We start from the raw sequence: 22,025 nt of genomic DNA on the forward strand, positions 1-22,025 counted from the left end.
GAACGTCAAAACCAGCACCACCAGTTAAAAAGTCGTTGCCAGCTTCTCCGTTTAAAGTGTCGTCTCCAGAATTACCTTCTAAACGATCGAGATCGCTTCCACCAAAAATCAGGTCATTTTCCGAACCACCTTTGAGGGTATCTCCTCCATCGTTACCCAAAAGAGTATCATTTCCCTCCGAACCCAAAATACTGTCAGAGCCATCACCACCAATCAGGCTATCGTTACCACCAAAACCATTAATAGTATCGTTACCGTCTAACCCTTCTATTCGATCGGTTTGTCCTGTACCACCAAGGAAGTTTTCACTGTTGTCTCCAGCTATATCGTTAGCAAAGGGTTCAGTAATAGTCAGAACTTGATTGGCACTTACATTATTAAGGACTTGAGTAACACCAGATGGCCAAGATATTTCTACTTGCTCGATAATATTGTCTTGTGCCAAACCAAAGTGAAGACGAGTATCGTTTTGGGCAAAGTTATGAGTACCCCCATTTTGCTCTCTAAGTTGGGTTGTACCTCCAGAAGTTACCCTAATTTGCGCTCCAATACCTTCTCGATTTGACTGAGTTCCTTGGAGATCGATTAAGAGCCAGTTATTGCTATTACCTTGGTTTTGATATAGCTGAGAAGGAGAACTGAGATAAGTTTTACGGGGAGAACGAGCTACCGTTGAACCAACATAAATATCGAGAAAACCATCGTTATTAAAGTCACTTGTGGCTAATTTAGAGCCAGTCTCGAAATCCAACCATAAAGGCCCCTTAGCAGTACCTTCAGCACCTCCAGCTAAGGGAACAGTGGTAAAAGTGCCGTCTCCTTGATTTTCATAGAGGATATTGGGTCGATCGAAGGAAGAATAGGCATTAGCCACATAAAGATCGATATCTTTATCGTTATCAAAATCTCCTGAAACAACGGACTGCGCTAAAGTAGGATTAGCAAAAACTGGATCGTCGCTGAGAGTAAATTGACCATTGGAGTTGTTGATCCACAATTGATCGGTCAAAGCATTACTGGCAGGATCGACATTAGTAAACCCAATCGATTGCAAGTTTGTAATATTTGTGGTTGATTCTACCGCCGATCGAATACTGGCAAAATTATTGGAATTAAAACGAATGTCCCAGGTTTGCGTACCAGGATCGTAGTTGATATAAACTCCCCGTTCTGAGCGATCGCCAGGTAAGCCTGTTACCCCTGAATTATTGGGACTTAAAGCTAAAGCTGCAACTCTATCTACAGCATCAGTGCGGGGATTATCATTACTAACGGCGGTTTCTGTAGTGGCCGAATTAATGTTAACAAAGGCTTCTAACTCTTGAGCGGTAGGATTGCGCCCAGAAGCACCAATAAAAATTTCATTGGGATTAAGATCTGCTTGAACACCATTTAGATCGAAAAAGTCAATGGCAACAGTGCCACTGGTTTGAAAACTATAACCAATTTCTTGTCCAGGGTTACGGACAATTAGATCGCTAGAGACAATGCGGTTATTGTCTTGTGAAACACTGGGTAAAATCGTTTTAATCTCAGAGCGCACCAAGAAAATATCGTTATCGCCATCACCATCAAAGTCAGCAATCACAGTATCTCTGGCTGAGGTGTGGTTCTCAAAGTCTTGTGTGGGATCGGGAGGATTATCAGAAGTTAGGGGAAAGTTAAAGTTATTGGTAACATCTTGGAAATTGTTGCCCGAAGAAACATCATAAACCGCTAAAGGAAATTCAAAAGTTCCTTGAATTACTAGGTCTAGTTTGCCATCTCCTGTAAGATCCGCTAACTGACCATAGCGCGAAGAACCAGGCACATTAAAGCCTACTGCATTACTTCGATTAGTAAAAGTTCCATTACTTTGCTGTTCAAAATAGGCATTGGCTCCTAAACCATCATCTCTAGCTGCAACCAGGTTAACAAAGTCTAAACGACCGTCATTATTGCCATCAAACCAAACGGAGGAGCGACTACGACCAATTTGATAAACGACATCTCTGTCTTCGCTTTCTTCTGTTAAAAGACCTATTGCGCTGTTGCGATTAACAAAAAGATAGTTGGGCTGTCCGCCTCCTGCTCCTAATTGTCCGCCAGAATTGACAAAAACATCAGAGTCGCCATCATTGTCGAGGTCAAACCAGTTAGTACCGTGGGTATCGCCACCATTTCCCCGTCGCCAGTCTGATTCAAAAAGATTAGTAAAAGTGCCATTCCCATTATTGATGTAGAGAAAAGGATATTTGGCAGTGGGAAACAAAGCATTAGGGGCAGCATTGTTATAACCATGTCCGCTAATCCAGAGATCGAGTAAACCATCTTTGTTGTAGTCAACCCAGGCAACCGAGATCGATTCATCTCCTCGATGCTTCGACCAAACAATTCCTGCACTATCAGCTACGTCTTGAAATGAATTATTGTTTAAAACCATAAAATTAAATAATCTTGATAATGGGGAATAAATTAATTTTTTGTTTTGGTATTAAGTTTAAAAATTAGGCGAAATGATAATAAATAAGATGTTAAAAAATTATCTTTTAAGATTGAAAAGAAAAATTTTGCTGTTCAAAATGTTCTTTTACTGAAAAAAACAGCAAAATTGTAAAAAACTAACTAACTAACTAACCAAGAAATTAAGTAGCTGCTCAAATTCTTTTAGCACTTTTAGTCATTTTAAACAATCGGTTACTCTGGTACTCAATTAATTAATATGGTTACCCAAAATAACCCTGTAGTTTTCCTTTACAACATATAATCTCACAAATACTTAGTAGCTGAGATTGCTTTATATAAAATTCATAAATATTTTATATAAACTTTATTTAGCTCATATAAAGTATTAATGTCGGATACAAAATATAGCTGTATAAAATTGTATTGGGACAAGAAAGCTCTTGATTTGGAAGTAGTAGGTAGCAAGTAGCAAATTTTTAAATGTCTTAAGGTATATACGTAGTGCTATATTTGTCTTGATATCAAAATGTAAGTAAAATATAAAATGTTATTCCTACTGGTATAAATAGTTATTTAAAGCTGATAATTAGAATCGTAAAGTCGTAAATAATTCCAGTAATTACCAAAAACACCCTCAACATAATCTTTAGTTTCGGGGAAAGGAATTTGCTCTACAAATAGATCGGGATCTTGAAGAGAAAATTGTTGTAACCAGCTATTAACATTGCCAGTACCAGCATTATAGCTGGCGATCGCGTAAAGAGAATTATTCTGATATCGTTGATGATTATGGGCTAAATACCAAGTTCCCATCTGAATGTTATCTTCTGGTTTAGTCAGATTGTATGTAGCAATGTTGTTTTGTTCGGCAATCCAATCAGCAGTACGGGGAATCACCTGCATCAAACCTACTGCACCCACAGGGGAATCAATTTGGGGATCGAAAGTAGATTCTTTACGCATTACCGAAATGGGTAGGAGGGGATTAATCTTTTCTTGACGAGCATGAGTCACAATCGATTCTTGGTAAGGAAAAGGAAACAAACTATACCAATAGGTATCCCGTTCTCTTAGCGATCGCCATTTTGCTCGGTCTGAAACAGATTCTCTTTGTGCTAAATTCCAAATATGTTGAATCCCTGGGCGAATTTGCCCCAATTTGACCAATAACAACCCTTCAGTAAATTGTTCTTCTACAGTCAATTGTTGTGGGTTAAAAAGCTCTGACTGTAAATGCACCCACGCATCCTGATATTGCCCCAATAAATACAGTTCTTGTAAAGTTTCTGAGCCTATAGGTAAAGGCTCGTAGTGCTGCTTAAATTTTAAATTAGGTTGTATTTGACGTAGATTTTGAAAATCCCCCACATCCTGACCCAACATCACCGCAGAACGCCAGGCATAATATGATTGAGGATGGAGTTTCAGAACTGTTTTAAAAGCTAGATTTGCTCCTTCTGTTTTCCCTGCTTGGTTTGCCCATTTGCCGAGCCAAAAAATTGCTTTAGGATCGCTTTCTTTTGACTTGGTATTGGCGATCGCTTTTCCCCATTGCCAAGCACCATTGTAGTCTCCCCGAAGGGCTAGATTATAGGCTTTTTGCCAGCGATAATTCAAGACGGCTTGAGAATCGGGATAGTTCTCTAATGCTTGTTTACGGGATAATTGGGCTTTGGGAATTTTATCGAACCGATCGTAAATTGTCGCTTTGTCTAACAAGGCTTGGGGTATCTGAATCGGAAATTTGGCAATTGCTATATCCAAATAGGCGATCGCTTCATCTGCCGAAGATAAACGAGCAATATAAAGTAATGCTTGCCCTGTCTCTTGGGCATCATGATATTCTCGAATCAATCTTTGATAAGCTCTTTTTGCAGTAGTAAAGTTACCATTGCGATGAAATCCGCGAGCAGTACGATAGAGATTTTGGGGAGATGGTGGAGAAAAAAGATAAGCATCCGCAGCCTTACGATGTTCTCCTGAACGCCAATAGCCATCAGCAATTGTTTGCCAATCCTGTTTTGTAAGCTGTGCAGGATATTCTAAAACCAGACGATCCCGAATTTGATTCAGATTTTCCCCGCGATCGTAGGTAGCCATAAGTAACAAAGATTGCCAATGATCCCGATTTTGCTTAATTTTTTCTTTAGCTATTTGTTGTGTTTGTGGGTGATAGGGAAACTGGGAAACTAGATAACTAATATCTTCACTACTGCGACGATTTAAGAGAGTCAGTAATTCTACTACCGCAGGAGAATCAGGATAGTTAGTCAGAATACTTTCAGTAATTGTCGAAGCGCGCTCCGATTGTTGCATTTTTTGATAAGCTTCCGCCTCTCGTAACAAGATATAGGGAGCTAACAATTCATAATCTGTGGCTAATCCTTCTAAATATTGCAAAGCAGCCTGGGGTTGATTGCGTTTTAGAGATTCTACTGCCAATAAATAACGAGCGCGATGGCGATCGAGTTGCGAAATTTCTGAATTTTTTGCTGATTTTTCAGAACTAAGCAATTGACTTAGCTGAGATAATCTTTGTGCTTTTGAGCGATCGCTTAAATTAGTAATTACCGAATCTTCTAAAGACAGAGTTTTTTCTTGAGAGGCTTTTTTAGTTTGCCATTTAGAGCCAAGAACTAGATAAAATAACCCTGACAACACTAAAATTGAGATTAACCCACCAGTCAATCCAATTAAAAAATTTTTTCTTTTAAGAGACGATGATTCCTGTTCTTCGATTCCTTTAGTTGAAGGTTCTTGCTCTAGCATAATGATTTAGTAATTGCTGCCAATACAATAACTGTTAACTGATATTGCTTTTAAATACGTGATAAGTAGATGTTAAAGGGCGGGATCGGCAGATAAAACAACCTCAGTCCATTAGCGACTCTTGAAAATCTAAAATCCCTTTACCCAATCAAACTTACATTTAGCCAGATACTTCACTTTGGAACTTACGATAAAACTCTCCGTCTCTGCTAATAACTCAACGAAGATGTCAATCAATCTTAAAAATTATGTTTAACCTTAAACACTATAAACCAATCACTGCAATTTCTTTGACGATAACTTTGAGTATGGCAATTGCTTCACCCCTGGTTAAGATAAATCCCGCCTCTGCTCAACTATTTCCCGAACAAGAATACGAGCGAGACGATATAGACTATCGGGATAGAGACTCTAGAGATATAGAATATAGAGATAGAGACTATCGGGATAGAGACTCTAGAGACAGACGATACAGCACAGTTGTGATTCCTGCTGGCGCAGAGATTCCCCTAGAATATGAGAAAGAAAAAATTCTCGTTACCAAAGAAGAAACTGTCCCCGTTACTTTAATAGTGGCAGCAAATATTAGAGATGACGATCGCAATACTCTAATTCCCTATGGCACAGAAATAGAAGGAGAAATCCAACCCGCAAGAGATGGTTCTCGATTTGTGGCTCAAGAATTAGTATTTGCTGACGGTACAAGACAAGATATTAACGGCTCATCAGATGTCGTGACACGTACCGAAAAGGTTAAAAGAGGTACCGATACTGGTGACATTCTTAAAGGTGCTGCTATTGGTGGTGCTGCTGCTACGGTTTTAAGTGAAGTTTTAGGTGATATCAATATCGAAGAAGTAATTGGTGGTGCTGCTTTAGGTGCTTTAGGAGGCTGGATACTAGGAGGGAATAGCGTTGAGTTAATTTCTATCGATCCCAATCGCGATCTTGATATCGTCCTGGAATCCGATTTGGCTCTCCGCTAGCTATTAAGCATTTTTTTAGACTTGCTTAATAAGTTTTAACCAAATAATTGGCTTAAGACTTTTCCCCTCGGAAAACTAAAAAGTTCACAGTAAGCCTTAGCTGAGTTGGAAAATAAAAGTCATTAAATCGCCTTTACCCAAGCTAATGCGATCGCCTGTTCTCAAACGATGACGATTACCAGCTAGTAAAGGACTGTGATTAATATAAGTTCCATTAGAACTACCACGATCTTCGATAAAGTAGGTATCTCCTTCTACCCTGATATCTGCATGAATTCGCGAGACTATTTCCGCATTGGGGAAGCCAGTAACATCAATATCAGGGGGAACTTGATTATTGGGTTTTCCAATATGAACTATTGCTAAATTCAAAGGAATTTCAATATTAGTTCCTGTTTGTAGATGAAACAAAACCGCTTGTTGTAGCTGTAGTCTAGTTGCAGTATCAATCATTCCTGCTGATTGAGCAGAAACAATATTACTGGTAGTGGGAGCTTCTAAAGAACTGGATTCTGAAGAAGCAAATTGAGCCGTAGTTTCCAGTTCTGGTTCTTCGACAAACGATACTTCAGGAGTTTCCCATTCCGCTTCTGATAGTTCGGAGGTTTCTGGTTCTTCGACAACAGATGAGTCAGAATTTTCCAATTCTGCTGTGAAAAATTCAGGATTTTCCCATTCTGCTTCTGACAGTTCGGAGGTTTCTGATTCTTCAACAACAGATGAGTCGAGATTTTCTAATTCTGTAACGAATAACTCAGGGTTTTCCAATTCTGGGACTGAGAGTTCAGAGGTTTCTGATTCTTCGACAACAGATGAGTCAAAATTCTCTAATTCTGGTACCGATAATTCAGTAGTTGTCAATTCAGAGGTTTCTAATTCTGGTACTGATAGTTCTGGAATCTCAGGAATTTCCGATTCTAGCTCTAAATCGGCATTTTCCTCGCCAAAAGATTCTTTTTTAATTGAAGATATCCAAGATTCTAAATCTTCAGCTTCCTCACTTTCTGGAAGCTCTTCTAACTCTTCTAACTCTTCTAATTCTTCTAATTCTTCTAATTCTTCTAATTCTTCTAACTCCTCCAGTTCCCCCAGTTCCTGGGTTTCTTTAAAAGGAGATTCAGAAGGCTCAGTTAGTTCAACTTCATTAAAGGATAATGGTTGCTCTTCCATCTCGGTGAATTCTACTTCTTCGATATCCCAAGGACTTTGAAATGCTTCAGAACCCATCGCAGTCGGCACTAAATCTTCGTCTTTAGAATCATTATGACTATTTTCTTCAAAAAAACTGTTGGCTACTGGAGAAACATTACTTTCGCTCCCTTGTAAATTAAAACCACATTGACCACAAAAAGTAGCATCGGTTTGGACTAAAGCACCACAGTTAGGACAAGGAGAAGTCGAAGGTAAGGGAGTGTAGCAACTTTCACATTGTACTGAGCCTTCTGGATTTTGATGATTGCAGTTGGGACAAATAATCATAAATATCGGTATAGATTAATTATTATTTACAGCAGAGCAACTCATTATTCCCGATCGAGACTAACTCTCTCAAATTGAGTTAGGAAGTTAGGGATAAATCGTTATTTTTGAAGAATTTTCCTGCGGTTTCATCAAGTAACCACCATAATTCACCTTGAGGCTTAATTAAGCGTGCTGGATAGGCATTATCATCAGCATCGGAGGAAAAAATTTGGTCTAAAGCATCTCTTTTGTTTGCTCCTGCTACTAAGAATAAAACACAATCAGCCTGATTAATTAATGGGACAGTGAAAGTTATGCGAGGTTGACCTACTTTGTCCCCGACAGCGATCGCTTTTTCTGTTTCTTGTAAAACATCTGTATTAGGAAATAAAGACGCAGTGTGTCCATCATCACCTATACCCAAAAGAATCAGATCGAACACGGGAAACTCGACCGAAGCTACACCAAAAAACTCTCTTAATTCTCGTTCATGGTTAGCAGCATCTTGCTCTGGACTTTCATTGTTAATTGTCATTGGGTGAATATTCTCATCAGGAATCGCAACTTTGTCTAACCAAGCTTGGCGAGCCATCAATTGATTACTATCGAGGTGATCTGCGGGTACATAACGTTCATCACCCCAAAAAATATGTATTTTGTCCCAAGGCAAATTTTGATTAGCCAAAGACTCATATAAGGGTTTAGGAGTACCACCTCCAGCTAAAGCAATGGAACAATAATCTTTGGCTTTAATTGCTGTTTCCATCTTGCTCACCATAATTTCTTGTGCTTTGGTGATTAATGATGTTTTATCTGATAATACTTCAACAAATCTTTTCACTATTTTTTACTCCTTTAAATGATTAAGTGTTCAGTAATAATGCTATTGTCTTGTAGATTCTAAAAGCAGATTAACTTTTAGAAGTAAAAATTTAATTATTATCTTGGTATCTCAATTGGCTTAAGGTAATTTAATTGATGGGGTAATCTCAAACAGGTTAAGATAGGCAGACTAGATACTTCAGTGATATTAATTAGTAGTAAGTATTGTTATAAAGAGCAACCATGAGTAATTCTTCTGCATCCAAATTTACATCTCTTTGTCTGAAGACTGTAGGGACTATCTTAATAGTCTCTTCTCTTATAGATTACATTACTTTAGCAATTCCTTTTCAGCCCTTAGATTCTCAATGGCAAATTGCTTTTACAGGTCAAATTGTTGATCGCGGTATTGTTCCTATGGTCGGCATGGCTTTTATGTTAGTAGGTTATTGGATTGAGAATAGCGTTAGTCAAACAGCTAAAAGTTCTGGTTTTTCCCTTAAAATACCTGTATTTATCTTGTCTTTGTTATTAGGTTTTATTTTTCTTATTTTAGTTCCACTCCATCTTAATAACCTGCGCTTAGTAAGCACTGATGCTTTGGCTCAACTCGAACAAAGAGCAGATGAAGCAGAAGGTAGAATTAGCGAACAATATGAACAGCTAAATGCTATTTCAACCGACCCTCAAAGATTACAGCTATTAGAAAATAGAATCCAAGAAATTGATACCGCTATTGGTAATGGACAATTTCAAGGGCAAGAACTCAATTCTCAACAATTACAACGTCTCGAAGAAACCAGACAACAGCTAGAAACTTTCCGTGAATTAGCCAACAATCCTGAAGCATTAGAAGCCAGACTGAGCGAATTACAAACTCAGTTAAGAGATCAAAAATTACAAAGAGAAAGTCGAGCTAAAACTGAAGCACTCAAACAGGGTATTCGTACTGGAATGAGTAGTTTTTTGCTGGCTATTGGTTATCTTGTTATGGGTTGGTTTGGACTTCAAAGTGCTAATAGTGGTGGCTCCAAAACTAAAAGTGCTCAAGTTCCTGTATCTCGTTAATTGGGTTATTTACAGTTTACTGTTTCTTGAGTTGAGCTAAATTAAAGACAGAAGGAAGGAGAATAATTAGCTTCTTCAATTTGCTTGAGATCGAAGGCTGTTGTCTTCGGTCGATATTTTTTTATTGGAGAAAAACATTGCTAGATCGGCGTATGATCGTAAGATCCAACCTTGTATCAGTAACACTCTTTTATCTTCCTCAAGAAGAATTTGTCTCGATATGTTATTTTGTCAATATATGCAACAATTCTTAGCAATTTTTTTTAAGAAGTTGAGTAGTTGGAATTTCAATATTTAGTTCAGTAGTCAAGGAGAGTTTTTACTCTGTGCTGCAACGCTTTAGACAAAATTTAAAAAACGATTTGATCGCAGGTTTTTTGGTTGTAATTCCCCTAGCTACAACCATCTGGCTTACTATTACGGTGGCAAGATGGTCAGTCGATCTCTTAACCCGTGTTCCTAAACAAATTAATCCTTTTGATGGACTAGACCCATTTTTAACCAATTTCCTGGATCTTCTAGTTGGCTTAACTGTTCCTTTGTTGTTAATCTTAATTATCGGTTTGATGGCGCGGAATATAGTGGGTAGATGGCTGCTAGATTTTGGCGAACAATTTTTGCAAGCAATTCCTCTAGCGGGTTCAGTTTACAAAACTCTCAAGCAAATCTTAGAAACTCTTTTGCGAGACTCGAAAAATAAGTTTCGACGGGTTGTTATGCTGGAGTATCCCCGTAAAGGAGTTTGGACATTAGGGTTTGTTACAGGAACGGTTAGTAGTCAATTACAATCACACTTACCAGAAAAAATGATAAGTGTTTTTATTCCTACTACTCCTAATCCTACTTCTGGATGGTATGCTGTAGTCCCAGAACATGAAGCGATTAATCTGTCAATTTCTATTGAAGATGCCTTTAAAGTGCTAATATCTGGGGGTATTGTTAGTCCAGGGGCAACACCTTCTGACATTCCCATGAGTTTACCCAAGGCATATCAGAAAATAAAGCTCGAAAGTCAAACCACGGAAGAAAAATCATAAAACTCTCTTACCGTCTTCATTTTGATTAACATTTTCTCTCTCTACTCTCTTAACGCACGTCTCAGGCGTGAGCCTTCAGAGTCTCTCTCCCTCAGCCATAATCATAAAATTTAATGCATAATAGCTTATGCCTCCTCGTAAACAGCCTCGAAGTATCGCTCGCGAACTAGCTCTTTTGGGTATTAGTCAGATCAAAACCAATTCCCAGAAATTAGCTGACGAAGATTTAAGTGATTTTGTCTTAAGTGCGGTGAGAACTCTAACAACAGAAGTACAAGATATTTTAGAAACTGCATCTGCCGAAACAAGACGTGGTGAAGAACGACTTCTTAGTAGTGAAACTCGCGCTAACGATCTCGAAAGTGCCAAAGCAATGGTAACTGATGCGGTAAAGTTGGCTCAAACAGCAATTAACCTTTTGGGAACAGCGATCGAAATTCCCGAATTTGTGCAGTTAGCTAATAAGCAAGAAGTTAAAGAATATGCGATTGAGATTATTATTACTATCCGTGAAAACCGTCAAGCGATTGAGAAGTATCTTGAAGAAGTTTTAGTAGCTTGGCAACTTAAACGTTTACCCAAAATCGATAAGGATATTTTAACTATCTCTGTGGCGGAAATTTTATATTTGGATGTTCCCTTAAAAGTTGCCATCGATGAAGCGGTGGAATTGGCAAAAAGATATTCTGATAATGAAGGATTTCGCTTTATTAATGGTGTTTTAAGAAGAGTTAGCGATCGCATAAATAACCAAGAACAATTATCAATGACCAATGAACCATAATTATTTTTCTCTATATCTAACACGCAGTTGTAACCAGACAGATATAATTTAAATATACGTATACACCGATTGCAAATTACTTACTATAGCCGTGGGTCTATTGCTAGAATTAACAACTTCTAATTTATTCAGCTTGCCACCTTTTCTGGGTGCATTTCTGCCTCCAATTCCCATAGATAGCCTCTTCTCTACTCAAGGCATTATGGTGATGCTATTGGTGGCTTATGGTGGTGCTATGTGGATGTTTTTATCTAGTGCGCCCAAAGTTTACACCGTGATGGTGTCTGATTTACAGGTTGCCCAGCAATTCTACGAAGGATTACTTGATTTACCTGCTGCGGATGTCCCCCTACATTATTACTATAACTACGAGCAGGGTATGGGTGCTGGAGGATTAGACCCTATGTATATGTCCGTCAATCCCGTAGCTACAGGGGTCAATACGGCAGATGGCTTGTGGTATCAATTAAAGAAAAATACTCAACTACATATTATCTCTGGTGCTAATGATGGTAATGGCAATCGCCAACGCCATGTTTGTTTTGACCGCGATTGTTTGGAAGAATTACTTTTAAGAGTTCAATCAAGACGTTTGAAATACAAAATTCGTCGAGATCGCCCTTTGAACTTCTTAGTTAAAGATATCGAACAAAGAACTATTGAGATGGCAGAAGTCGCTAATTAACAGTAAATTAGTAATTATTAACCAGTTGTTCGTAAAAGTTATATGGTTAATCTTGACTAAGTAAACATATTTTTTGACAAAGCATTAAATCTGTTAGTTAGTTTTTGATCGATAATTGATTACTGAATAATTAATTTAAGAGAACTTACGCATTGACAGAATGCTCAAATAATGGGTTCAAAAACAAGATTCGTCAAAAAAACAAGTATTTGATATTTAACAAAAATTAAGATTTTTAGCAACATATTTCCTTGCATATTGACAAGTTAATTTATCTTCACTATTATCTAATGTTCCGAATATACCTGGTATAGTACTTTTGTTTTTGACTTGTTATCTTGCTTGTTCGAGCTTCATAACCAATTTTCTTTAAGCTTGAAAAATATGTGCTATTCAAATCAAAACACAGTTTATCTTGTTGTAATAATTATTTTTTGTTTAATTCAACTGATGTCCAGTCAACCGAACAAAAATATCTTCTAAATTAGAGTTTCTTACCATCACTCCTGTCTTATCAGCTAAAGACTCTAAATAAAAGTTGGCAGCGTCAGAATCAGCAAAAAACTGGTAATCAATACGATCTCCTTTTTGGGTAACAGCGATCGCTTTTCCGTAACGCTCGCGAAAATCTCGTAACAGACGCAATTCAATCAATTTTCCTGTTTCCATGATGCCAATTCTGCCTGGTTTGCCATTGCCAGAGCGATTGCATAAAAATTCTACTTCTTCCATATAGTGAGTAGTTAGTAAGATTGTCATACCATTGTGATTCAAATTCTGAATAATTTCCCAGAAACGACGACGGGTTTGGGTATTTAAACCCACTGTAGGCTCATCTAAAAACAAAATAGTCGGCTCATGCAATAAAGCTCTAGCTATCTGTGAAATGGCGTTTTATTCCACCAGAAAGAGTGCTTTACTAAAGCATTTCTTTTGGAAGCTAATTCTACGTATTCTAGTCAGCGATTAATACGTTTTTGTCGTTCTGGGTTGGGTACATGGTGCATTCTGCCATGAAATTACAGATTTTCCCTCACAGAAAGTTCGCCATCAACACTAGTTTGTTGTAAGACAACACCAATGTTTTCTTGAACTACAGAGGGGTAACGCAGGGTGTTATATTCTGCTACTTCAATATTGCTCTGACTGGGTTTTGCCAAGGCAATTAACATCCTAATTGTGGTGGATTTTCCCGCACCATTAGGGTTCAATAAACCAAAAATTTCTCTTTTTTCGATTTCAAAGGAAAGGTTATCAATAACAGGAACTCGATCCTAGATTTTAGAAACGTGGTCAACAGCAACAGCAGGATTCATCGGTAGTCAAAGATAATTAAATAGGGATAGAAGTAAGGATGGCAAATACTCCAAATGATGTTAGTATTTGGCGAAGTATTTATTTAAGGGAAACGTGAAGAAACCGCGAAAATACCTAAGTTAAATAAAAAGTAAGAAAAAATTAGTTATCCTAGTTTTGTGGCATTTCAGCTTGCTGGATTTCTTTTAAGGGTTTCCACCCAGGATTCCACAAAGAATCATCCTTTAGCTGTTCTGCATTAATCCAAAAACGTGTCTGAGGATCGCAAGAAGCGACCATTTCTGCAAACACCCATTTACCCTGATTTTTGCGATTTACGATTTGAAAATGTCGCCAACCCCAAGTTTTTTGTTGGGCAGTCCATTTGGAACCTAATAAATGGGGAAACTTTTGTTTTTTTGCTTTCGGCATTTTAACTTTAAGTGATAATAATGATAGTCTAGTCGCAATGAATGTATCTAAAAAATTGTGATTTTTTTATGAAGATGAACCATATCTTGTATCAATTAGTTTTAAATAAGACTTGTCAAATACTGACAGTTACAACTTCTTTATTGTTAATTATTCAGCCTACTCCTATCAAGGCACAAACAGAAAACGTAGAAACTCAAACACCTCCGACCCCAACTGTATCTCCCGAAGAAACTATTGATTTTGCCCAAGGAGAAAGTGACTATACTTTGGGTTCTGGAGATCAGATTAGATTAGATATTTTTCAGGTGGAAGAATATAGCGGTGATTACCCAGTTTTAGTAGATGGCTCTATTAGTTTACCTTTAGTAGGTAATTTAAATGTTGATGGTTTAACTCTTAAAGAAGCATCTAATTTAGTATCTCAAGAATATTCAACTTATCTTAAAAGACCTATAGTTACTGTTGGTTTAGTTGCACCCCGACCTCTCAAAATTGGAATTTCTGGAGAAGTAGATAATGCTGGTTCTTATGAAGTAACCCTCGATGCTGCTAGTCCTAATTTCCCCACAGTTACAGACATGATCGAACAAGCTGGTGGTATTACTACTTTGGCAGATGTACGTAGTGTTAGAGTAACCCGCACAGTTGATGGTAAAGAAGTTTCTTACAACTCTGATTTATGGTCTTTACTTACTGAGGGTAGATTAAGACAAGATATTTCCCTAAGAGATGGAGATACCATCTTTATTCCCACTGTAGATGAACTTGATACTGGTGAATTGACAAGACTCTCAGAAGCTAGTTTTGGGATTCAAACCGATAAACCCGTTAAAGTTGCTGTGGTAGGCGAAATTTATCGCCCAGGCTCTCATACCGTGCAGCCAGAACAACTAGGAGGCGGAAACCAAAATAATGGGCAGCAACGAGCTTCTTCTCCTCCTACCCTCAGCCAAGCAGTCCAAGCAGCAGGAGGCATCAAACCCCTTGCTAATGTTAAGGAAGTAGAAGTCCGTCGTCGAACTTGGGATGGTACGGAAAAGGTATTAGCCGTGGATCTTTGGGAACTAATTAAAGCTGGTGATATTGGCAAAGATGTCATTTTACAAGATGGTGATCGCATTGTAATACCAAAAGCTACAGCCCTAGCAGTAGAAGATGCTCGAATCAATAGTACTCTAGAAAGCCAAATTACGGTTAACGTAGTCGGTGAAGTAGTTAACCCAGGCGCGCAAACAGTGGATCCGAATACTCCTCTAAACCAAGCAATTTTAGCTGCTGGTGGTTTTGATAACCAACGGGCAAACAAAGGGAAGGTAGAATTAGTCCGTCTCAATAACGATGGTACAGTGGATAAGCGACAAATTCAAGTCGATCTGGCTCAGGGGATTGATGAAGAAACCAATCCTATTTTGCGTAATCAAGACGTAGTAGTTGTCAGTCGCTCTGGACTTACTTCCGCTGCCGATGGTGCTGGTACAGTATTAAGTCCTGTAGGGGGAGCATTAGGAATTCTCCGATTTATTTTCGGGTTCTAAACATTTTTGCCCTAAGCTGCTCTATATTAATGAAGTAATTAAATTAAACTAGAGCAGCGAAAATTGGGTTATATTGCGACCAATTAACTAAGAATAGAGGTGTGTGAGGACTTGGTAAGAATGCCAGATAAAAGCTTGGAAAGTTCTATCTATTCTGCTTCCACCAATGGAAACGGAAATGGAAACGGAAATGGAAACGGAAATGGAAACGGTGCCTATGTTTACTCAATGCCGATGCTCGATCCTAATGTCAGCATTCAGGAAGATGAAGACAGTATCGATCTGCGACAGCTAGTAAATGTTGTCAAGCATCGCTTTCGCTTAATTGGCTTAATTGCCTTCAGTATGACAACTGCTTCTATTCTTTGGACTTTTAATCAAGAACCAAAATATAGAGGCAGTTTTCAACTGTTGGTAGAACCAGTTAACAAGCAACAGAGCGAAGATACCCTGTCAATTTTAGGTCAGGATTTGGGAGGATTAGACTACGCCACTCAAATCGAAGTTTTACGTAGTCCTAGCACTTTGGAACCAGTTGTTGAAGAATTAGCAATTAAGTATCCTGATATCGAGTATTGGGATTTAATTAAGGCACAAAAATCACCGCTACAAATAGAACAAATTGAAGAAACTAGAATACTAAGAGTATCTTATACAGATAGCGATCGCGAAAAAATTGATTTTGTACTCGAAAAACTTTCAGAAAAATATCTCAGCTACTCTCTAGAAGAAAGAAGAGCCGAAGTCAATCAAGGTATCGAGTTTGTGCGCAAAGAATTACCAGGTATTCGTAGCAGAGTAGATAAACTACAGGAACAATTGCAACAATTTCGGCAAACCTATAATCTCCTCGATCCACAAGAACAAGCCAAGATATTATCCGATAAACAAGTAACTTTTGAAGAAAACTTTTTTGATACTCAACAACAATTAGGTGAAGCAAGGGCACTTTATTTAAAATTACAAAATCAATTAGGAAAACAACCCGAAGAGGCTATTGCCAACAGCTATTTGAGCGACTCTTCTCGATATCAAAAATTATTAGACGAACTTCAGGCTATTGAACTAGAACTGGCTCAAGAATCAGTTCGTTTTTCCGACCAAAATCCCGTAGTAATCGCTCTCAAAGATAAAAAAGCCCAATTATTACCCCTTTTAGAACAAGAAGCCTTTCGTGTTTTGGGTCGTAATTTTTCTTCAGAAGTAGATTACACAATCTCCTCTCCTTCTCAGAGCTCTTTGCGATCGCAACTAGACCTACAATACATCCAAACCGCCAACGAAATTGAAATTTTAGAAATCCGCGAACAAGCTCTAGGAGAGGCTCTCCAAGAAATTGAAGGTCTTGTGGAACAGATGCCAGCGATCGCCAGAAGATATACTGACATACAGAGGGATTTAAACGTTGCGACAGAGAGTTTAAACCGCTTTCTTGCAGCCCAAGAAGAACTACAGCTACAAGCTGCTAAACAAGCCTTACCCTGGCAATTAATTGCTAAACCGACCCAAGCAGAAAAACAAGTATCCCCTGTTGTTCCTCGTAATATTGCTCTGGGGATGATTGGTGGCTTAGCATTAGGTTTTGGTGCTGCTTTATTAGCAGAAAGGCTAGACCCTGTATTTCATTCTTCAGAAGAAATCAAAGATACAGTCAAGCTACCTATGTTGGGAATTATCCCCATAGAAAAAGACCTAGCTCCCCTGGACGAAGCACCCAAAAAAGAAGAAAAATTTACTTTACCTCAAATACAAATCGGTGGGCGAGTTCTTGATTTGGGTTTGGGTAATTCTGATGGTGCTAGTAGTGGAACATCCACAGTTGAGAAGAAAAAAGAACGCCAAAGACGTTATGACGCTTCGCCCTTCTCCGAAGCTTTTCGCTCTTTGAATGCCAATATTAGACTACTCGGCTCAGATAGTCCCATCAACTCCATTGTTATCAGTTCTTCCATTCCCTCTGAAGGAAAATCAACTATTTCTTCTCATTTAGCTCAAGCAGCAGCAGCTATGGGGCAAAAAGTCTTACTCATTGATGCAGATTTGCGTCGTCCCCAGGTTCATCGTTGGACAGGATTAGAAAACAATAGGGGATTGAGCAATATCCTCTCTACCCCTCTTCGAGGAGATACAGAAGAACAAGAACTCAAAAAACTGGTAGAAACCATAATTCAAAAACCAGAGGGCTGGGAAGGACTCTCGGTTATTACGGCTGGAGATATTCCTCCAGATCCCACACGTTTGTTATCTTCTCAAAGAATGCAGAAGTTAATGGAGCTATTAAAACGCTCTGGTAGATACGATTTAGTTATTTATGACACTCCACCCATTTTGGGCTTTGCTGACGGTAGAATCCTTGCCAACAGGACTAATGGTGTCGTGTTAGTTGTCAGAATTGGCAAAACAGATCGTTCCTTGCTCAAACAAAATCTTGACAACCTAAAAGTATCTCACGTTCCCGTATTAGGTCTAGTTGCTAACCAAGCAAATCGTACTTCTGGCGATTCTTATCACTATTACAACCACTATTATGCTCAAAGAGATTAATTTTTAATGGCTCTAGTAAGGTGAGGTAATACTTCACCTTAACTAATAGTTGAGGTTGACCCTAGAAAACTTTTGCTAAATAGCTAATAATTAAACAAGGTTAATCTTAAGATTATATGGGAGCTATTTAGAACTGTGGATACTAATATTATTTCTACTTTTGTGTTGACGACTTTAATGATGATTGGATTGCCTTTTTTCATCAGGGCTTCCATTAAAGATCGTACAGAACAAATTAGACTACCTACCTCTCAATCAGAAGAGGTTTTTTTGCCTAAATTACAACAATATTTTGAATCAAGAGCTTATCGAGTAGTCGATCTCGATCGAGAAAAAAATCAAGTAACATTTGAAGGCTTTGTGCAACCCAGTTTGTTTTTAGCAATTTTCTTGAGTTGTATTGCTGCTCTAGGTTTGTTATGTGTTGTTTTGATATTATGCTTTTTTTATCCCGCCAATAGTAATTTATTCTGGTTTTTGCTGTTATTAGCACCCACAGCAGGAATTTTTTACTGGCAAAAAGCAGGTCGGTTGGAAAAAGTTTTACTGAGTGTTGAACCAAACATGGATTTATCGGATCATAAAAGCGTAATTAAGCTTACTGGTCATCGGGATGAATTAAAGCAATTACAACAAAAAATTTCTTTTAATTAGTTTGAATTCGTCTTTCATTGTAGAATTAGGTGATATTAACAAAACTCTGTATTGGTTCAATTAAGTTGCGGTTAGTATTGGCAAACAAGCGATCGCTATTTTGAAGAAAAGCTGGAGTAACATCTTCTAAAGGTTCAAATTTGGCTGGGGAGTAATTTCCTATTTTCTTCGCTTCTACTAATAAATTAGCCAATAGAGGGACACTGCTAAGAATTCTTTGATGTAATTTGAGCTTCAGTTTGTGAGCCTGTTTTTCAGTGATTGGTAGTTTGTTTTCCAATGATGCTAGCTAATTTTCTGCTTCTTCCTGCTTTTGTCCCTGTGGCTTGTCCAATACAATAAAAAGCGGTGAAACTCAACGTCGCCGACCTACTGCACAAACGGGGCATACAAGTTCCACCGTGAGATGACGGAATCAGTCCCGAACCGAACGCGCGTCAAGAAACTCCTAATTGAGGAGTAACCTATTGAAGAGTTTGCTCTCAAAAATAGTTCCAATTTTAGCTAAACTCTTACTTGCTCTGATTCAGTTTTTTTGTCAAATAAAGCAGCAATCGCTTCTATATATTGCGCTCATTTTTGTTCTTGTTCAGGGATCATTATAAATATTTTAATAACCATAGAAATTAAGCTCATATTTTAAACAAATATTTAAGGCTACGTCAATTTACTTACGGAAAATTACTCACAAAAGAATATTTATTTTTACTTAGACACTGAATAGTTTATTTAAGCTTCATAAAATCTAGATTTGCGATGAAATTTCCATTAAGAAGCTATTTCTAATCTATCTAAAAGCAAAAATAAATAGTAACTTTAAAAAGTTAAGTAAGTAGATAAGGCTCAAGCCTGAATCAAAAATAAATAGTCAAAAAAAATTTGACTGTTCTGTAGATTATTATATTTAGTCAATGTTTTGATCGCTATAAAAACACACACCTTTGAGCGACAAATCAATTTTTTATTGGTATTGATGGGTAGATTCTTTCGCTTTTTAACTATATGGTAAGAATAAAAAACACAACACCTTTACAGCGCAAAATGCCTTACTACAATGTGCTTGATGGATGGCGAGGGTTCAGTATTCTCTGTGTCTTAGCTGCTCATATGTTACCAGTGGGTTTATCAAGTTGGCATTTGAATCAAACAATTGGAAGAGTGGGTATGAGCATATTTTTTACTCTTTCTGGTTTTTTGATAGCCACAACATTACTCTACCATCCCAATATTCAAAATTTTATTATTAGAAGAGTTTTACGGATTCTTCCTTTGGCATGGGCTTTTTTAATCGTAGCTTTACCCATAGTGAGAGCATCTTCAAGTGATTACTTAAATCACTTTCTATTTTATGAAAATTTATTACCAGATTCTTTTACTAGTGTAACTGGACATTATTGGAGTTTATGCATCGAAATCCAGTTTTATCTTTTCATTGGTTTATTATTTGCTTTTTTCAAAGAAAAAGGACTAATTTTTATTATTCCTCTCTGTTTATTGTTTACCAGTTTTAGAATCTATTTTGCTGAACCTTCTTCTCATGTAACTCTTTTTAGAGTTGACGAAATAGCAGTGGGTTGCTGTTTGGCTTTAGTTAAAGAAAATAAATTAGGAACAACTTTACCGCAGTTTTTTCGACGAATAAATCCTTTTATTCCTTTTATACTACTTCCTTTTTTCTGTCATCAGGCTCTTCCTACTCTTAATTATTTTAGGGCTTATGTGGCAGTAACTTTAGTAGCAGCAACTCTCTATCAAGAAAAATCTCCATTAACTCAATGGTTAAAATTAAAAATACTTAAATATCTAGCCAAGGTATCTTATGCCTTATATATCATACATCCCCTAACTTATCATGGATGGTTGGGTTCTGGAGAAGGTATAGTTAAGTATGCTAAACGTCCAATATCTTTTTTGTTGACATTTGGCTTTGCCCATCTTTCTACTTTTTATTATGAAAGATATTGGATTGACCTGGCTAAACGCTTAACAAAATCACAGAAAAATCTATATTTAATCCCAGAAAAATCTATCTTCAAGGAGAAATTCTAGAGTTATTTACTCTCGATTCTTGTTAACTTACAACCACAAAATCCACGATAACTAGAGCAGATGAGAAAGTTTTTGCGATCGCTTTTTTAACCGTTAATTTGATCGTAAGATTAATATTTAACTTCCTGTTTATTGAGGTAGTGCCATTCCAGCAGTACGGAAAGTTGCCCAAATAACAAAAAAAATTGGGAAGCCATATTGGGCAGAACTGTATTAAGTTTTAGCTTGACAAATCAGATGTGGTGTTACTTCCCAGCCATTGTAGATAAGATTTTGAACCATCCACAATAGGCAAAGCAATAATTTCAGGTACTTCATAGTCATGAAGAGATTGAATTTTGGTTTTTAATTCTGAAAGAAGATCGAGACGAGTTTTAATAATAAGTTGCCATTCTCGATCTTGATTCATTTCTCCTTGCCAAGTGTAAAGAGATTGTAGAGGAAAGATACTAATACAGGCTGCAAGTTTTTCGTTGAGTAACGATTTAGCGATCGCTTTTCCTTGTTCTTCAGAAGAAACTGTTGTTAAAACTACGCCATATTCAAAATTATTATCAGGCATTTTACAAATAATACTTATAGCTTAGATAACTGGCACAACTTTTTTAACTTTTAGACAATACTATTATGTGCCAATATTATGTGCCAACTGTATAGATTCTAATTGAGTATTTGCTAAAATCGCATCTTGTAAATCAGCATCTTGTAGGTGAGCATTTAGTAAATTGGCATTGGTTAAATTAGCTCGAACAAGTCTTGCACCAAATAAATTAGCCCCTTGGAGATCTGCTCCTTGCAAATTAGCATTATTTAAACGCGCTTCTACTAAATTAGCTCTTTTGAGATTAGTGTTTGCCAAATTAGCACCATTTAAGCGAGCTTGACTAAAATTTATTCCCTCTAGATTAGCTCCACTCAAATCGACATCTTTGAGAAAAGTTTGACTTAAGTTTACTTCATTTAAAGCATTTTTATCTAAATAAGCTCCTGTTAATCTACCCTCATATAAATTTGCCCAATTAAAATTAACGTATGCTAAATTAGCCTGACGTAAGTTTACTTTTTGCAACTTAGCTCCACAGAGATTAGCTGCTTCTAAATTAGACAACCTTAAATTAGTATGAGAGAGATTCGCTCCACAAAGTTTTGCAGAGTTCAATTGAGATTTGATCATAAAAGCACCTAACAAATTAGCTTTAGTCAAATTAGCTTTTCTGAGACTAACCTCGCTCATTTTAGCGCAACTTAAATTTGCCCAATTAAAAATGGCTTCATCAAAATTAGACTTAGTTAAAAAGGCTCGGCTGAGATTAGCCCCTATAAAGTTTGCTTGAGAAAAATCCACCTCAATTAAGGTTACTCCCGTTAAATCTGCACCACTTAAATCGATTCCTGAAAAATCTCTATATCCTTGTTCATAGAGTCTGAGGACTTGATTAATCTTCATTAAAACCT

At 37.4% G+C, this 22,025-nt stretch carries 16 protein-coding genes and 3 pseudogenes; 9 read left to right on the forward strand and 10 right to left on the reverse strand.

What is annotated here, in order from left to right:
- Together H1P_RS11260 and H1P_RS11265 are read right to left on the reverse strand one after the other, a co-directional pair.
- Nucleotides 1-2,422: FG-GAP-like repeat-containing protein (locus H1P_RS11260; protein ID WP_144867223.1), on the reverse strand; the 2,422-nt coding region annotated here is incomplete at its 3' end.
- A gap of 596 nt (nucleotides 2,423-3,018) precedes the next feature.
- Complete coding sequence (locus H1P_RS11265; RefSeq protein ID WP_144867224.1) at nucleotides 3,019-5,214, reverse strand: transglycosylase SLT domain-containing protein; 2,196 nt, start codon at nucleotides 5,212-5,214, stop codon at nucleotides 3,019-3,021.
- 248 nt (nucleotides 5,215-5,462) lie between these two features.
- Here H1P_RS11265 and H1P_RS11270 point away from each other — a divergent pair, with 248 nt between their 5' ends.
- Entirely contained in the window at nucleotides 5,463-6,200 is a 738-nt protein-coding gene (locus H1P_RS11270; protein WP_144867225.1) for a hypothetical protein, read from the forward strand.
- A gap of 96 nt (nucleotides 6,201-6,296) precedes the next feature.
- On the opposite strand, the pseudogene H1P_RS39320 reads toward H1P_RS11270, so the two are convergent.
- The 3 genes and pseudogenes from H1P_RS39320 to pgl all read right to left on the reverse strand — a co-directional run.
- A pseudogene (locus tag H1P_RS39320) lies at nucleotides 6,297-6,638 on the reverse strand (FHA domain-containing protein); the annotation flags it as partial.
- Between the two features lie 870 nt (nucleotides 6,639-7,508).
- Nucleotides 7,509-7,679: pseudogene (locus H1P_RS39325) on the reverse strand (double zinc ribbon domain-containing protein); the annotation flags it as partial.
- A 79-nt stretch (nucleotides 7,680-7,758) separates the two neighbouring features.
- Nucleotides 7,759-8,502, reverse strand: coding sequence for a 6-phosphogluconolactonase (gene pgl, locus H1P_RS11285; RefSeq protein WP_144867226.1), 744 nt, complete (start codon nucleotides 8,500-8,502; stop codon nucleotides 7,759-7,761).
- Between the two features lie 224 nt (nucleotides 8,503-8,726).
- Here pgl and hpsJ-B point away from each other — a divergent pair, with 224 nt between their 5' ends.
- From hpsJ-B to H1P_RS11305, 4 genes are all read left to right on the forward strand, one after another.
- Nucleotides 8,727-9,551 (forward strand): hormogonium polysaccharide biosynthesis protein HpsJ, encoded by an 825-nt coding sequence (gene hpsJ-B / locus H1P_RS11290; RefSeq protein ID WP_144867227.1) that lies wholly within the window; start codon nucleotides 8,727-8,729, stop codon nucleotides 9,549-9,551.
- Between the two features lie 326 nt (nucleotides 9,552-9,877).
- Complete coding sequence (locus H1P_RS11295; RefSeq protein ID WP_144867228.1) at nucleotides 9,878-10,588, forward strand: DUF502 domain-containing protein; 711 nt, start codon at nucleotides 9,878-9,880, stop codon at nucleotides 10,586-10,588.
- Nucleotides 10,589-10,715: 127 nt separating this feature from the next.
- Nucleotides 10,716-11,372, forward strand: coding sequence for a transcription antitermination factor NusB (gene nusB, locus H1P_RS11300; RefSeq protein WP_144867229.1), 657 nt, complete (start codon nucleotides 10,716-10,718; stop codon nucleotides 11,370-11,372).
- A gap of 100 nt (nucleotides 11,373-11,472) precedes the next feature.
- Nucleotides 11,473-12,057, forward strand: a complete 585-nt coding sequence (locus H1P_RS11305) for a glyoxalase-like domain protein (RefSeq protein WP_144867244.1) — start codon at nucleotides 11,473-11,475, stop codon at nucleotides 12,055-12,057.
- A gap of 438 nt (nucleotides 12,058-12,495) precedes the next feature.
- On the opposite strand, the pseudogene H1P_RS39330 reads toward H1P_RS11305, so the two are convergent.
- Both H1P_RS39330 and H1P_RS11315 read right to left on the reverse strand, forming a co-directional pair.
- Nucleotides 12,496-13,316, reverse strand: a pseudogene (locus H1P_RS39330) (ABC transporter ATP-binding protein).
- A 208-nt stretch (nucleotides 13,317-13,524) separates the two neighbouring features.
- Nucleotides 13,525-13,785 (reverse strand): TIGR02450 family Trp-rich protein, encoded by a 261-nt coding sequence (locus H1P_RS11315; protein ID WP_144867230.1) that lies wholly within the window; start codon nucleotides 13,783-13,785, stop codon nucleotides 13,525-13,527.
- Between the two features lie 74 nt (nucleotides 13,786-13,859).
- Between H1P_RS11315 and H1P_RS11320 the strand changes: the two genes are divergently transcribed.
- The 3 genes from H1P_RS11320 (at nucleotide 13,860) to H1P_RS11330 (ending at nucleotide 18,521) form a co-directional block, all read left to right on the forward strand.
- Complete coding sequence (locus H1P_RS11320; protein WP_246141622.1) at nucleotides 13,860-15,323, forward strand: polysaccharide biosynthesis/export family protein; 1,464 nt, start codon at nucleotides 13,860-13,862, stop codon at nucleotides 15,321-15,323.
- A gap of 120 nt (nucleotides 15,324-15,443) precedes the next feature.
- On the forward strand, nucleotides 15,444-17,867 hold the full coding sequence (locus H1P_RS11325) for a GumC family protein (RefSeq protein WP_144867232.1): 2,424 nt from the start codon (nucleotides 15,444-15,446) through the stop codon (nucleotides 17,865-17,867).
- Between the two features lie 135 nt (nucleotides 17,868-18,002).
- Entirely contained in the window at nucleotides 18,003-18,521 is a 519-nt protein-coding gene (locus H1P_RS11330) for a cofactor assembly of complex C subunit B (RefSeq protein WP_144867233.1), read from the forward strand.
- A gap of 25 nt (nucleotides 18,522-18,546) precedes the next feature.
- Here H1P_RS11330 and H1P_RS11335 read toward each other — a convergent pair whose 3' ends face one another.
- Complete coding sequence (locus H1P_RS11335) at nucleotides 18,547-18,801, reverse strand: hypothetical protein (protein ID WP_144867234.1); 255 nt, start codon at nucleotides 18,799-18,801, stop codon at nucleotides 18,547-18,549.
- A gap of 722 nt (nucleotides 18,802-19,523) precedes the next feature.
- Here H1P_RS11335 and H1P_RS11340 point away from each other — a divergent pair.
- Entirely contained in the window at nucleotides 19,524-20,570 is a 1,047-nt protein-coding gene (locus H1P_RS11340; protein WP_144867235.1) for an acyltransferase family protein, read from the forward strand.
- A 220-nt stretch (nucleotides 20,571-20,790) separates the two neighbouring features.
- Here H1P_RS11340 and cutA read toward each other — a convergent pair whose 3' ends face one another.
- Nucleotides 20,791-21,132: a divalent-cation tolerance protein CutA gene (gene cutA, locus H1P_RS11345; RefSeq protein ID WP_144867236.1), complete on the reverse strand. Its 342-nt coding sequence runs from the start codon at nucleotides 21,130-21,132 to the stop codon at nucleotides 20,791-20,793.
- A gap of 63 nt (nucleotides 21,133-21,195) precedes the next feature.
- The gene (locus tag H1P_RS11350) at nucleotides 21,196-22,017 is read right to left on the reverse strand and encodes a pentapeptide repeat-containing protein (protein ID WP_144867237.1); all 822 of its coding nucleotides are present in this window, start codon (nucleotides 22,015-22,017) and stop codon (nucleotides 21,196-21,198) included.
- Nucleotides 22,018-22,025 lie beyond the last annotated feature (8 nt).

This window comes from Hyella patelloides LEGE 07179, assembly GCF_900659865.1.
Lineage (GTDB): Bacteria > Cyanobacteriota > Cyanobacteriia > Cyanobacteriales > Xenococcaceae > Hyella > Hyella patelloides.